Raw genomic sequence first — 14,211 nt, 5'->3', positions numbered from 1 at the left:
ATCCAAATCCATTTGCTAATAACTTTATGGTTGATGTTAAAACGTCAAGCGAATCAGTTGTTACAATGAAGGTTTACGATATGGTTGGAAGATTGATTGAACAAAGAGAGGTTCGTGTATTAGACTTAGAAACAACAACCATTGGAGATCGTTATCCGAGTGGTGTTTACAACGTAGTTGTATCACAAGAAGATAGCGTTGAGACGGTTCGAGTGGTTAAGAGATAAGACACTGATTTTTAATAAAAGAAAGAGCCCTCGAGAAATCGAGGGCTTTTTGTTTTAATTCATGCGACGACTTCCAATTAGTTTTCAGTATTTTTGAGGAGTTAAAAGAATTTTACAAAACTAAAAAGATATTTATGGCGTGGTTCGCAATATATACAAGTCCGCGACAAGAAAAGAAAGTAGCAGCCCGTTTAGCAAAGCTGGATATAGATGTGTATTGCCCTTTAGTAATTCAGGAAAGACAATGGTCAGATCGGAAGAAAAAAGTTGAGGTCCCGTTACTACCATCCTACGTTTTTGTGAATTTGGCATCTCAAAATAGAGAATTAGTTTTCCAAGTTGCGGGAGTGGTTCGGTATTTATACTGGTTGGGCCAACCCGCAATTATTAAAGATGTCGAAATAGAACTAATGCGGCGATGGCTACAAGATAAAGTTACCACTTTTGAAGTGATTGGAATTCAACCCGGAAGTTTATATGAAATACCGTCTGGACCATTTATAGGTCAAAAAGGGATTGTTGATAAAGTTACTAAAAACCAAATTGTTTTGATCTTGGAACAATTAGGCATGAAAATCATTTTGCATAAATGAACCGCTTTTTTTTATTTATAATTTCTGATAATAATAGACCTAATTTTGATTTTAAAGTCCAAAGAATTCATATTTTAATATAATTTTAATAGTAATAAAAATTATTGAGTACATTTGTTACTCGGAAAATTTTTATGGATGCTTGAGAATTTAATTACTTCTAAAACACGACTGCGCCTCCTTGTTAAGTTTTTTATAAACGTAGCAAATGAGGGTTATCTTCGTGGTTTAGCTTCTGAAATGCACGAGTCAACCAATGCTATTCGAAAAGAACTAAACAACCTTACTGAAGCAGGTTATTTGATACGTCAAGAAACCAACCAAAAGATAACGTATAAAGCGAATCAGCACAATCCTTTTTTTATTTTACTACAACAAATAGTACGCAAATACATTGGTCTTGACACCATTATAGAAATGGTTTTGGAACGAATGGGATCGGTGCACCGTGTGTTTATTATTGGTGACTATGCAAAGGGAATTGATAGCGGGCGTATTGAAGTGGTTTTAGAAGGAGATGATTTAAATGAAGAGTACATCAAAAAATTATCACAGAAGATTGAGAATGAAATACAAAAAGAAGTCGTTTTTTATTTGACCAATCAGCACGATAATAGCGGTTTGTTAGTTTTTGAACAAGAGCTAACCGCCAAAAATTTAGATACGGTTTAGAGTCGGTTTGACTTTAAATTATTTTGCTTTGTTACTCCATTTATGGGACTGACCAAGCGAAGCTGTGAAAAAAAGTAATGTTCCCAAATACTAGAAAATGCATAAACCGCAAATCATACAACTGCCAAAAATACAAGACGTACGAGGCAATCTGACTTTCATTCAATCTCCGGATCATCTGCCTTTTGAAATTAAAAGAGTGTTTTGGATTTATGATGTACCAGGAGGAGAAACCCGCGGCGGACATGCTTATAAAACCCAGCATGAAGTTATTATTTCTTTAAGCGGAAGCTTTGATGTGGTTATAACTAATACGAACGGAACTTTGGAACGTTTTACACTCAACAGAAGTTACTTTGCCTTGTATATTCCAGCGAATCATTGGCGACACATGGAGAATTTTTCAACGAATTCAGTCTCTTTGCATTTGTGTGATGGCGAATTTAACGAAGCAGATTATTTACGGGAATTGGATTCTTATTTAATACAAAAGTAATATGTTAAAAACTACGATCAACGATTGTAAACTTATCGAATTTCCAAAGAACCATCAGCTGAACGGAAATCTAACTTCTATCACCAATCAGGAAGAAGTGCCTTTTGATATTAAAAGAATTTATTATTTATACGATGTTCCTGGTGGTAACAGCCGCGGAGGTCATGCGCACAAAGATTTACATCAGATAATGGTTGCGCTCAGCGGTAGCTTCACAGTTACTCTGGATGATGGAATAGATAAAAAGAGTTTCCATCTGTATCAGCCTTACCAGGGATTGTTGATTCCGCCTGGATTGTGGCGCGATTTAGACACTTTTTCAAGTGGCTCCATCTGTATGGTTCTGGCATCTGAACTGTATGATGAAAATGATTATTTTAGAAACTATGAAGAGTTTAAGACGTGGAAATTCTTGAAGTAAGTCCCCAAATTTTTGACGCAACTTTTCCCAAACCGAGCCATGTGTTCAATACGGGTAAGTTTAATGAACTCAATGCTTCGCGATTTGAAGTTGTTTATTATTTGCTGTTTAAAGACAGTAAAACCCGATTGGGAATTGCTTTCGGATTAAAGGATAACGTTTTGTTGAGTCCATTTTCTGCACCTTATGGTGGTTTTGAAAATGTAAGTTCAGACATCAAATTATATCAGATTGATGCTGCGCTCGAAGCTTTGTCGCAATGGGCAGAAAATAAAGGAATTGTTGGAATACGCATTTTACCGCCTTCAACATTTTACACTCCGGATTTTTCAGCCAAAATGACAAATTGCCTGTATCGTGCCGGCTTTACAACACAAAATATAGAATTGAATTATTATTTTCAAACCGATAATTTCAGCGATTCTTATTCACAGACTATTTGGTATAATGCCAAAAAGAACTTGAATAAATCACTTTCTTATGGTTTGACTTTTGAAAAATTGGCGGCTGAGAACGGTTCAGTAGCGCACGCGATTATTGGGCAGAACAGAAGTGAAAGAGGTTTTCCAATGAGGCTAACTTGGGAGCAGCTAGAGACCACATCAGTTGTTATTCCGGTTGACTATTTTCTAGTAAAAGACGCTGACACACCAATTGCTTCGGCCATAATTTATCATGTCGCACCGTCGATAGTTAGGGTGGTGTATTGGGGTGATTTACCAAAGTATTCTGATTTCAAAACAATGAATTTCTTATCCTACAATGTTTTTAAATACTACAAAGAACAAGGAATTAAAACAATTGATATTGGTCATTCTACTGTGGATTCGATTCCTAATAATGGATTGTGTGAATTTAAAGAAGGTATTGGCTGTTCGATCGATTTGTTAACTGAATATTATAAAAGTTTAGTGTAATGTTTATTGTTAATCCAGATCCTTTTTTAGTGCCAGCTTATCGAATGAGTCCCTTCGTAACGGAAGATATTGCTATTAATTCAGCATTGCCAAGTAACGATGCAGCCGTTACTTATCTGAATAAGAAATTCGGAAACGGAAATTGGCACTACACTTACAATGGACGCGAAGCTATCAATATAGCACTGCAAAGTTATAATTTAAAGACCAACGATTTAGTTACACTATTTACTACTTCCCAAAACTTTTACATAAGTTCCTGTGTTACCAAAGAAATTGAAAAATTCTGTCGTTGGAATAGAGAATTACTTCCTGAGACGAAAATCATCCTCGTCAACCACGAGTTTGGATTTATTTATCCAGAAATGGAAAAATTAAAAAGGACTGGTTTGCCAATCATTGAAGATTGCTGCACTACTTTTTTTAGTCAGGATGTTCACGAGCAAGTTGGAAAGTACGGCGATTTTTCAGTTTATAGTATGCCAAAATTTTTTCCGATTCAGATTGGAGGAATTTTAGTAAATAATACAAATAAAAGTGTTTGTAAATCGATGCTATCGGGTAATGAAAGTCAGTACATTCAAAATGTAGTATCAGATAATCTTACAAATGAAGAATCTTTGCTGCACAAGCGAAAAGCGAATTATGACTATGCTTTGAACAAGGCCTTAGCATTAGGCTTTACGCCTCGTTTTAATCATCAGGCAGAAACAATTCCTTATGCTTTGGTGCTTAATAACAATTCGGTCGTTACCGATTTGAACGGACTAAAACTTTATTTGAGTCAGAATGGAATTCAAAACAGTGTATTCTATGGCGAAGATGCTTTTTTCATCCCGAGTCACCAGAGTTTATCTTTTACAGCTATTGATTTGATTTTTGAAACGATAGCGTATTTTATAGAAAAAAACTAAAATATATGATAACTTCAAATATAGATTTAGGAGTAAATATCAGCATCGAAAGTGATGCCAGCATTAACAATGTAAAAATAGGAGATAATACCAAAATTGCCTCGCGCGCGCGCCTTTTCGGTTCGCCTCATTATCAATTGGTTGTGGGTGAAAATTGCTATTTTGGTTTAAACACGATTGTTGAAGGGTTCAACGCTACAGTAACGATTGGAAAACATGTTAGTTTTGCACAAAATGTAATGCTAATGTCAGGCTCAGGGCCTAATGCTTCCGAAAAAATGCAACGAATTTTTCCCATTATAAAAGGAGAAGTTACCATTGGTGATCACACATGGATTGGAGCGAACGTTGTTATAATGCCAAATGTAAACTTGGGAAAATATTGTATCGTAGGTGCACAGAGTTTTGTGAATGCTTCCTTTCCGGATTATTCCATTATTGGTGGAACACCTGCAAAATTGATAAGAACCATGACCACAGAAGAAATACAAAAATTAAATACAAATGATTAAGTTTTTAGACCTCCAAAAAATCAACACACAATATGCTGACGAGCTTAAAAAAGCCGCTTCAGACGTTATCGATTCCGGTTGGTTCTTAATGGGAGAACGATTAAGCAGTTTTGAAACTAAATTAGCAAATTATATAGGAGCCAAGCATGCCATTGGTGTAGCCAACGGATTAGATGCACTTCGTTTGATACTGAAAGCCTATATAGATTTGGGTGTCATGCAAGAAGGCGACGAAGTTATTGTTCCGGCAAATACTTATATAGCGTCGGTATTAGCAATTACAGATAATCGTTTACAACCTGTTTTGGTCGAACCTAATCCGGCGAATTTCAATTTGGACATCGATTTAATCGAAAGTCATATCACACCAAATACCAAAGCCATACTGGTAGTTCATTTGTATGGACAGGTTTGTTGGAGTGATAAAGTATCGGCTTTAGCCAAAAAATACAATCTGAAAATAATTGAAGATAACGCGCAAGCAATAGGTGCAGAGTGGAACGGAATCAAAACCGGAAATCTGGGTGATGCCGCTGGATTCAGCTTTTATCCTGGGAAAAATCTAGGAGCATTAGGCGATGCAGGTGCGGTAACTACCAATGATGCGGTTTTGGCCAAACACATTCGCGCTTTAGGAAACTATGGCAGTACTAAAAAATATGTAAACGAATTTCAAGGATTGAACAGCAGACTGGATGAAATTCAAGCTGCATTTTTAGAAGTGAAACTCAAGTACATCGACACTGAAAATCAATACAGAAGATACTTGGCTTCGTTGTACCTTAACGGAATTACCAATCCAAGAATCACATTGCCATTTCCGGAAAATACGGCATTTGAACCTGATCAAAATACCGAACACGTTTGGCATCTGTTTGTTATACGCACTCAGGAAAGAGAAAAATTACAAGACTATTTGACTGCCAATGGAGTGCAGACTTTAATTCATTATCCAATTCCACCCAACAAGCAACTAGCTTACAAAGAACTGAATCAGTTGGATTTTCCAATCACCAATGCGATTCACGATGAAGTATTGAGTTTGCCTATTAGTCCGGTTACGTCTGAAGAAGAAGTTGCTAAAGTGATTCAACTCTTAAATTCGTTTGCAGATTAGTGTCGGAAACTAAATCATCATACGGTTCGATAATGAAAGCGACTTCCATTTTTGGAGGCGTTCAGGTTTTTAATATTCTCATAACCCTGATTCGGGGAAAGGCAGTAGCCCTATTAATTGGAACCGCCGGAATGGGTTTGAACGGATTATTATTATCCGGATTGAATTTAGTCAGAACCATTACCACTTTAGGAATTAATGAAAGTGCGGTAAAAGATATTTCAAAAGCGCATAGCTCAAACGATCAGATTCTTGTAAGAACTACATTTCAGGTTTTTAAGCGATTGATTTGTTTCACCGCCCTTTTTGGAATTATAGCGACAGTACTTTTTTCGCCACTATTGAGCAAATTTGCTTTTGGAGATACATCAAAAACGTTTTCTTTCGTTTGGTTATCAGTAACTTTCGTTTTTGGAGCCTTATCTGGCGGGATTTATACGTTGCTTCGCGGAACACGCCAATTAAAATATTTAGCCCAGGCGAATATATTAGGTGGAATTGTGGGTTTAGTGGTTGCTTTACCTATATTTTATTTTTTCGGAATTGATGGAGTTGTTCCCGCTATAATTGTTACGGCTTTTGCTAATTATTTGGTTTCACTTTATTTCAAATCAAAAATAAAATTTGAACCCGTTGCAATTTCATGGCAAGAAACGTTTCAGGTAGCTAAGCCAATTGTGCAGTTGGGGTTGAGCATGACGTTAATAAATATATTGGCTGCCGGTGTTGCTTTTGCCCTCGTTGCTTATATTTCTGGTGCCGGTACTTTGGCTGATGTTGGTTTGTACAGTGCAGGAAACGCCATAGTCGAAGGGTATGTTGGAATGGTTTTTACAGCAATGTCAACAGATTATTTCCCAAGATTGTCAGGAGTAATTACCGAGGAATCGAAATGGAAAAAATTAGTCAACGAACAAGCCGAATTGGTTTTGATTATTTTAGGTGTAGTTCTGATTTTACTTTTAACTACAACACCATTATTAATAAGAATACTGCTGAGTAAAGAGTTTTTAGCTTCGCAAAATTTTATACAGTTTGCTGTGTTGGCTATTCCATTAAAAGGTTTGGTTTGGGTTGTGGGTTATGTAATTTTAGCCAAAGGAAACAACAAACTGTTTATAACGGTTGAAATTATTGCTAACATTATTGTACTAGCATTTAATATTCTTTTTTATCACTTATATGGTGTAACAGGCTTAGGAATTTCGTTGATAGTAAGTTATGTGATTTCTTCCATTTTTATGTTAACGATTCTCAAAAAGAAATTTGATTTTCAATTTACAGGAAACGTTTTCAAACTTTTGTTTTTTTGTTTTTTGTCTTTAGTTTTAACATTACTTACCATTAAAACAGTTGCTTTTCCGTTTGCCTATATAGTGGAGGGAATTATAGTAATAGCCACAATTTTATTTTTTTTGAAAGAGCTAAATTCAAGAATTAACATTAAGTCAGCTATTGGAAAAATTACTAACCGCGCTAAGAAATAAATTATTTATGTCAATTTTAGTTTCCGTTCCGGTTGTTACTTATAATGCTGCTGAATTTGTTGAAGAAACTTTAGAGAGTATTTTTAACCAAACGCATCAAAATATTCAATTGATTGTTTCCGATGATTGTTCTAAAGACGATACCGTTGCAGTAGTTGAAAAGTGGTGTAACCAGCAAAGAGTAAAAGACCGATTTGCGGATATTAAAATACTAACTGTTCCACAAAATACAGGAGTTTCGGCAAATGTTAACAGAGCTATAAAAGCCTGTCTTTCCAATTGGATAGGTATGGTTGCTGGAGATGATGTTTTTTTGCCTAATAAGGTAAAAGATAACATGGAATTTGTTAGAGATAATCCAGATGCTCAAATTATTTTTAGTCAGGTTAAAGTGTATCAAGATACTTTTGAAGAAAAGAATTATATAAAATCTGTTCCTAGTTCTTATCCAAATAATCTGATGGATCAATCTTTCGGAGCCGAAGATCAATACAAATTATTATTATTGTCAGATAGAATTCAGTACACACCATCTTATTTTTTTAATAAGCAAGCTTTAGAGAAAGTTGGCGGTTACGATGAATGCAATCGTTTAGTCGAAGATTATCCGATGTGGTTAAAACTTACCCATTCAGGTGAAAAATTATATTATTTTCATAAAGCAACTGTTGGCTACAGAATGCATTCCAATGCAACTAATAATAATGGGCAGGATGTTTTAATAAAGCCATCTGTGATCAATAGTTTCTTAGCACGGAAAAAATATGCGCACCCGCATTTGCCAAAACTACTAGTTTTAGAGGAAAACTGGACTTACAACATTGCCATTATCTTTAAAAAAATGGGAATTACAAAAAAAACAAAACTTAATGAAATACTTTATAAGTTTTCTACGGTTTATGCCAATCCGTTTTTTTATTGCAACAGTATTGTAAAAAAAATCAATTAAAATTTTAAATTAATTATATATCAATGATAAACGTCACTAAAACTTTTTTTCCACCAATTGAAGAATATGAAAAGCAATTGCGGAGAATATGGAAAAATCAATGGTTAACTAATCGAGGCGAACTGTTATTGGAACTTGAGGAAAAGGTAAAAAAATATCTTTCGGTTACTAATATTATTATAATGACCAACGGAACAATTCCGATTCAGATTGCACTAAAAATATTAGGTAAGGAAGGAGAAATTATTACGACGCCTTTCAGCTATGTTGCGACAACTTCTTCTATCATTTGGGAACAGTGTCATCCAGTTTTTGTTGACATTCATGCGGATTATCTAACAATTGATGAAACTAAAATAGAAGCCGCAATTACACCAAAAACTACAGCAATTTTAGCTACCCACGTTTTTGGAAATCCATGCCATGTGGTTGCGATTGAGGCTATTGCTAAAAAGCATAATTTAAAAGTAATCTATGATGCGGCACATTGTTTCGGAGTAACTTATAAAAATAAATCAATATTCGATTATGGCGATGTGAGCACCTGTAGTTTTCATGCAACCAAGTTGTTTCATACTGGAGAAGGCGGAGCGATTTTTTGTAACGATGCCGAATTAAATCATAAAATGTATTACAGTCATAATTTTGGACATAATGGGCCTTTAGATTTTCACTGTTTAGGAATAAATGGAAAAACCTCTGAACTGCAAGCTGCTATGGGATTGTCTGTTTTGCCCTATATGGACGAAATTATAAAAAGCAGGAAAGCAACGGTTGATTTTTATATAATAAACTTAAATTTTACGAAACTAAAAACTATAAAAATTAGACAAGATACTAATTGGAATTACAGTTATTATCCAATTATATTTGAATCTGAAGAAAAATTATTAAAGGTTCAAAAAGCTTTAAACGAAGTTGAAATTTATCCAAGACGTTATTTTTATCCTTCTTTGAATACGATTCATTATGTAAACGGACCCTCTATGCCAATATCTGAGGATATTGCTTCGAGAATACTATGTTTGCCGCTTTATGCTGGAATTGTAGAAGAAGAATTATATCAAATTACTTCAATAATAAATTATAACCTGTGACAATTGTTGGTGCAAAAGGCTTTGCTAAAGAAGTATTAGAGATTTTGCATCAAGCGGACCAACTTGAAAATGTTGTGTTTTACGACGATGTAAGCGATATTATTCCAAGGAAATTGTTTGAACAGTTTCCTGTTTTGAAATCATTTGAAGCAGCTATTGAGTATTTTAATACAATTGACAATAAGTTTACCATTGGAGTAGGAAATCCTATTATCAGAAGAAAATTATATGATAAATTCACATCTATTGGTGGAAGATGTACATCTGCAATTAGTAATTCGGCTGTTTTGGGTTCTTATGACGTCAACATTGGAGAAGGAACCAACATTTTGGCAGGTGCAATTTTATCCAATTCTACAACAGTCGGAAAGGCCTGCATAATCTATTATAATGTTGTTATTACGCATGATTGTATTATTGAAGATTTTGTTGAAATTTCACCAGCAGCTATTTTATTGGGTAGATGTAAAATTGGTTCCTATACACAGATAGGAGCAAATGCTACTATATTGCCAGATGTAACCATAGGTAAAAATGTAGTTGTTGGCGCTGGATCAGTTGTAACCAAAAATGTGCCTGATAACACTGTTGTAGTTGGAGTTCCTGCCAAAATAATTAAAGAATTACATCCTATTGAATTCTAAATGACAATAAAACTAAGTATTATAATTCCTGCCTATAAAGTTGACGGTTACATTGAAAAATGCATCCGCAGCTTACAAAATCAGGATATGCCTACAGAGGATTACGAAATCATAGTGACCAATGATGGTTCGCCAGACCGTTGTAAAGAAATTGTAGAATCTTTGCAAAACGAATTTTCAAATATTATACTCATTAATCAAGAAAATCAAGGAGTTTCAATGGCAAGAAACAATGCGATTGCTATTGCGAAAGGTGAATATATTTTGCCAATTGACCCCGATGATTACGTTGTTCCAAATGTTTTGCAGTCGGTGTACCAAAATGCAATTTCAAGAAATTTAGACGTTTTGTACTTGGCATTTGAAATTTTTGATAAAGAGGGTAAATCCATTTGGGAAACAGATTTTTCTTCAAATGATGAAACCGTATTTAATGGTGTCGAGGGCTATTTTGCGCCGAGAGGATTAACAGTTAGAGATCCGGATAGAAGCTGGGCAATGTTATACAGACGGAAAATGCTTAAGGAGAACGCAATTAATTATCCTAAAAATGTTCCTTATCTAGAAGATGGACTTTTTATAGGCAAAGTTTTTACTGTAGCTAACCGTGTCGGATTTTTATCCGCTAAGTTTTATCAAAGAACTACCAGAATCGGATCGGCAACCAATTCAAGATTATTCTTTACGGAGAATGCGATAAATGGTTTTGTTATTGCAATTAAGGATGTCAAGAGTTTTGCTAAGCAAAATAATTTGACTTCAGAGCAACAAAATTTGGTAAATCATCTAGTTGCTAAATTTATATTATTAGCTATTACACCAAGTATTTTAAAATTTAATTTCAAAGAATATTACATAGTATTAAAGGTTTTAAAGAAAGAAAATATCGACAAGGTAGAAGTCGAAGGGCTGCGTTTTTCATATAAAAAACACATGATTTTTTTTAATTCATCTAAGCTTTTATTTCCGTTTTATTTTAGATTAAAAAATAGTTAAATTAATGATTTTTAATAGGTTTAAGTTCAGAAATTGGAAAAAAAATGAGCCGTCAAATATTATCGAATATTTATTTTCACCTACAAGTATAAATATTAGATTGGTAAATTTCTTTTTTCAAAAGATTCTAAGAATAAATGCGGAAGTCCCATTTATGGTTCATTATACATCAACAGTTAGCAAAACAATTATTTTAGGAAAAGGAGTTGCACAATACTTTGCAAACTCTGGAGGCTGTTATGTGCAGGGTATAAATACTGTTTACATAGGCGATTACACAATTTTTGCACCGGGAGTGAAAATTATATCAGCCAATCATAATAAAAATGATTATTCGTCTCATAATAAATCAATTTCACCAGTTAAAATTGGAAAAAATTGTTGGATAGGTGCAAATGCGGTACTATTGCCAGGAGTTGTATTAGGTGATAATGTTATTGTAGGAGCAGGAGCAGTGGTAACTAAGTCCTTTCCGAAAAATACAATAATTGGGGGTGTTCCAGCTAAAATTATTGGTAAAAATGAATAAATTAATATCTGTTCAATTTAAATCATATCTATTTGCAACGTTAATTTTTTCCTCTTGGATATTTGTAGATTACTTATTTATTATAATTTTAGAATTTCTCGATTTTTAAGTTTAATTGGTGATAAATCATACTCCATTTATTTACTGTACATAGTTTCAATAGTATTTTTAATTGAACTATTTAAAATATAAAATCCATTATTAAAATTATCTAGTCCATTAGAAATTAAAATTATAGTCTCTTGTCTAACATATAATTTTATAGAAAAACCTTTAATAGGCGTAGCAAAAAGAATTACTACGAACAAAAATAATCGTAAAAATGTCAAAAAAAATACTAATTGTAACCAACGGATTTTACCCAGAGATATCACCTCGTTCCTTCAGAGCAACAGAGTTAGCTAAGGAATTGGCCCGCAAAGGTCATGCCGTAACTGTTTGTACACATTTTCGTGACGTATCTAAAGCCTTTGCTGTGCAACATAATTTTGAGGTTATTGATTTAGGCGATTTAACATGGCCACGGCCAGTTGTAAAAGGCAGTGGAGTCGGGCTTCTAATAAGAAGAGTTATTGCCCGTTTTTCGAGTTTACTACTTGAATATCCAGCTATCCAATTAATTCCACTAATCAAGAAAGCGCTTAAAAATGAAAAGGGTTATGATGCGCTTATATCAGTAGCAGTCCCTTATCCAATACACTGGGGCGTTGCTAGAATCTTGGACAAAAATAATCCGATTGCAAAAACTTGGATTGCCGATTGTGGAGATCCTTATATGGGGCAGGAAAATGATACTTTTAAACCTCCGTTTTACTTTGGATGGGTTGAAAAATGGTTTTGCCGAAAGGCTGATTTTATAACGGTGCCAACACAAAATTCTATTTCGGGTTATTATGCTGAATTTCATAAAAAGATTAAAGTTATTCCGCAAGGTTTTCGCTTCGAAGATGTAACTTTATATGACGGAGCGTTGGATCGGGAGAAAATCATTTTCGGCTACGCTGGAATGTTCATTCCGGGAAGACGGGATCCATCGGAGTTTTTGAATTACCTTAATAGTTTAGACGAAAGTTTTAAATTTGAGTTTCATATTTATACCACAACCCCACAATTTGTAGTTTCTTTCGTAGAAGCTAGCAAAGGTAGAATCGTTATAAAGGCTATTGTTCCGCGAGAAAAACTACTGTACGATTTATCAAAAATGCATTTTGTGGTTAACTTTGAAAATGTGGGACTCACCCAAACACCAAGTAAATTAATTGATTATTTAATTATCGACAAACCTGTATTGAGCATTAGCTATGGTAATTTGCAAGCCGATATTTTTCAAAATTTTTTAGAAGGAAATTATGAAGAAAAAATGGTGCTGCCGGCAAAAGATAAGTACCGAATTGAGAATGTAGCTGCAAAATTTATAGCTTTAGCATCCGAATGAAAAACACTTTTTTTTATTTTATCATTTTTCCATTTGTAGGTTTTATAAATGCTATCAGAAATTATAGAAGTGACTGGGCAAAGCCAACAATTATTGCATTTATAGCGTTTTTTGGATTAACGATGGTAAAAAGTGATGCCGCCGATAGTTCACGTTATATTACTAATTTAGAGTTTATGTATAATGGGAACAAGGATTTTGATACTATTCAAAATAGTTTCTACACTCAAGAAGGAGGGCAAGCCGATATATATGTTACTTTAGTTACTTTCTTTTTCTCATTATTTACCGATAACGGCAACCTGCTTTTTATGTTCTTTGGCTTGGTGTTTGGCTATTTTTATACCAATAATATTTGGTTGGTTTTAAAAGAATCAAGTGGAAAATTATCATGGGAAAAAGTTGTACTTATTTTTACGTTTAGCATGATCATTGGATTTTGGTCGGTAAATGGAGTCCGCATGTGGACTGCGGCTCACATCTTTTTTTATGGTGGGTTTATATATTTATTTCATAATAACAAAAAAGGACTTGTTATAGCCGCCGCTAGTATTTTAGTCCATTTTTCTTTTGTGCTGCCTGTAGCATTATTACTAGTGTATAGTGTAGTCCGCCTAAATTTCAGATTGCTTTATGTATTTTACATAGCAAGTTTTTTTATAGTAGAACTCAATGTAGGTTTTATTAAAAGCTTTTTAGAAAGCAACATGCCCGATTTTATCTTACCAAGGGTAAAAAGTTATCTTAGTGACGAGTACATTGAAGGATCAAATGACGCATTCCAGCAAGCTAATTGGTACATTATTTATTTTCAAAAAATGCTGTCCTATTTCAATTTAGTTTTTATTACCATACTGTTTTTCAGGCTCAAAAATGAGAGAGCTGTTGCTGTAAAAAGATTAATAGGTTTCGCACTACTTTTTTTAACTGTTGCGAATATCACAAGTTTATTACCTTCTGGCGGTAGATTTTTGAATGTAGCATTTCTTTTCTCGCTAGCCGCTATTTTTATTACAGTAGCCAATACCAAAGATGCCTTCATTCCTAAAAGCATTAAAATGCTTTCTCCTTTATTAATTGTGTTTTGTATTGTTTCTATACGAAGTTCGATGGATTTCATTAATATCATAACTTTGACAAATCCTATAGTTGCTATGTTTACGAATATTAATATACCACTAATTGATTTTATTAAGTAAACCAGC

At 34.1% G+C, this 14,211-nt stretch carries 17 protein-coding genes; all 17 read left to right on the top strand.

Annotated features, from left to right (window positions below; all coding sequences use genetic code 11):
- Positions 1-227, top strand: a 227-nt coding sequence (locus PSU83_RS14740) for a T9SS type A sorting domain-containing protein (RefSeq protein ID WP_300590324.1), incomplete at its 5' end; no start/stop codon positions are given.
- A gap of 134 nt (positions 228-361) precedes the next feature.
- Positions 362-820: a UpxY family transcription antiterminator gene (locus PSU83_RS14735; RefSeq protein ID WP_300590322.1), complete on the top strand. Its 459-nt coding sequence runs from the start codon at positions 362-364 to the stop codon at positions 818-820.
- 138 nt (positions 821-958) lie between these two features.
- Positions 959-1,492 carry an ArsR family transcriptional regulator gene (locus PSU83_RS14730; RefSeq protein WP_300590320.1) on the top strand — a complete coding sequence of 178 codons (534 nt, stop codon included), beginning with the start codon at positions 959-961 and terminating at the stop codon, positions 1,490-1,492.
- Between the two features lie 97 nt (positions 1,493-1,589).
- Positions 1,590-1,988 (top strand): FdtA/QdtA family cupin domain-containing protein, encoded by a 399-nt coding sequence (locus tag PSU83_RS14725; protein WP_300590319.1) that lies wholly within the window; start codon positions 1,590-1,592, stop codon positions 1,986-1,988.
- A 1-nt stretch (position 1,989) separates the two neighbouring features.
- Positions 1,990-2,409, top strand: coding sequence for an FdtA/QdtA family cupin domain-containing protein (locus tag PSU83_RS14720; RefSeq protein WP_300590317.1), 420 nt, complete (start codon positions 1,990-1,992; stop codon positions 2,407-2,409).
- Entirely contained in the window at positions 2,391-3,326 is a 936-nt protein-coding gene (locus tag PSU83_RS14715; RefSeq protein WP_300590315.1) for a hypothetical protein, read from the top strand. Before PSU83_RS14720 ends, PSU83_RS14715 begins: the two co-directional genes overlap by 19 nt.
- Complete coding sequence (locus PSU83_RS14710; protein ID WP_300590313.1) at positions 3,326-4,240, top strand: DegT/DnrJ/EryC1/StrS family aminotransferase; 915 nt, start codon at positions 3,326-3,328, stop codon at positions 4,238-4,240. Before PSU83_RS14715 ends, PSU83_RS14710 begins: the two co-directional genes overlap by 1 nt.
- 5 nt (positions 4,241-4,245) lie before the next feature.
- Positions 4,246-4,752, top strand: coding sequence for an acyltransferase (locus tag PSU83_RS14705; RefSeq protein WP_300590311.1), 507 nt, complete (start codon positions 4,246-4,248; stop codon positions 4,750-4,752).
- Complete coding sequence (locus tag PSU83_RS14700) at positions 4,745-5,869, top strand: DegT/DnrJ/EryC1/StrS family aminotransferase (RefSeq protein ID WP_300590309.1); 1,125 nt, start codon at positions 4,745-4,747, stop codon at positions 5,867-5,869. Before PSU83_RS14705 ends, PSU83_RS14700 begins: the two co-directional genes overlap by 8 nt.
- Entirely contained in the window at positions 5,869-7,356 is a 1,488-nt protein-coding gene (locus PSU83_RS14695) for an oligosaccharide flippase family protein (protein WP_300590307.1), read from the top strand. The genes PSU83_RS14700 and PSU83_RS14695 overlap by 1 nt, the downstream gene beginning before the upstream one ends.
- A 7-nt stretch (positions 7,357-7,363) precedes the next feature.
- Entirely contained in the window at positions 7,364-8,305 is a 942-nt protein-coding gene (locus PSU83_RS14690) for a glycosyltransferase (protein ID WP_300590305.1), read from the top strand.
- Between the two features lie 23 nt (positions 8,306-8,328).
- Entirely contained in the window at positions 8,329-9,402 is a 1,074-nt protein-coding gene (locus PSU83_RS14685; RefSeq protein ID WP_300590303.1) for a DegT/DnrJ/EryC1/StrS family aminotransferase, read from the top strand.
- Positions 9,399-10,046 (top strand): acetyltransferase, encoded by a 648-nt coding sequence (locus tag PSU83_RS14680; protein ID WP_300590301.1) that lies wholly within the window; start codon positions 9,399-9,401, stop codon positions 10,044-10,046. Before PSU83_RS14685 ends, PSU83_RS14680 begins: the two co-directional genes overlap by 4 nt.
- The gene (locus tag PSU83_RS14675) at positions 10,047-11,042 is read left to right on the top strand and encodes a glycosyltransferase (protein ID WP_300590300.1); all 996 of its coding nucleotides are present in this window, start codon (positions 10,047-10,049) and stop codon (positions 11,040-11,042) included.
- Positions 11,043-11,046: 4 nt separating this feature from the next.
- Positions 11,047-11,571: a DapH/DapD/GlmU-related protein gene (locus tag PSU83_RS14670; RefSeq protein ID WP_300590299.1), complete on the top strand. Its 525-nt coding sequence runs from the start codon at positions 11,047-11,049 to the stop codon at positions 11,569-11,571.
- Positions 11,572-11,893: 322 nt separating this feature from the next.
- Positions 11,894-13,006 carry a glycosyltransferase gene (locus PSU83_RS14665; protein WP_300590298.1) on the top strand — a complete coding sequence of 371 codons (1,113 nt, stop codon included), beginning with the start codon at positions 11,894-11,896 and terminating at the stop codon, positions 13,004-13,006.
- The gene (locus PSU83_RS14660) at positions 13,003-14,205 is read left to right on the top strand and encodes a hypothetical protein (RefSeq protein ID WP_300590297.1); all 1,203 of its coding nucleotides are present in this window, start codon (positions 13,003-13,005) and stop codon (positions 14,203-14,205) included. The genes PSU83_RS14665 and PSU83_RS14660 overlap by 4 nt, the downstream gene beginning before the upstream one ends.
- The last annotated feature ends 6 nt before the right edge of the window (positions 14,206-14,211 follow it).

The sequence above is a fragment of the Flavobacterium sp. genome, from assembly GCF_029945805.1.
GTDB lineage: Bacteria > Bacteroidota > Bacteroidia > Flavobacteriales > Flavobacteriaceae > Flavobacterium.
The sequence above is the reverse complement of the archived record's forward strand: the minus strand, read 5'-3'. Positions and strand labels throughout refer to the sequence as shown.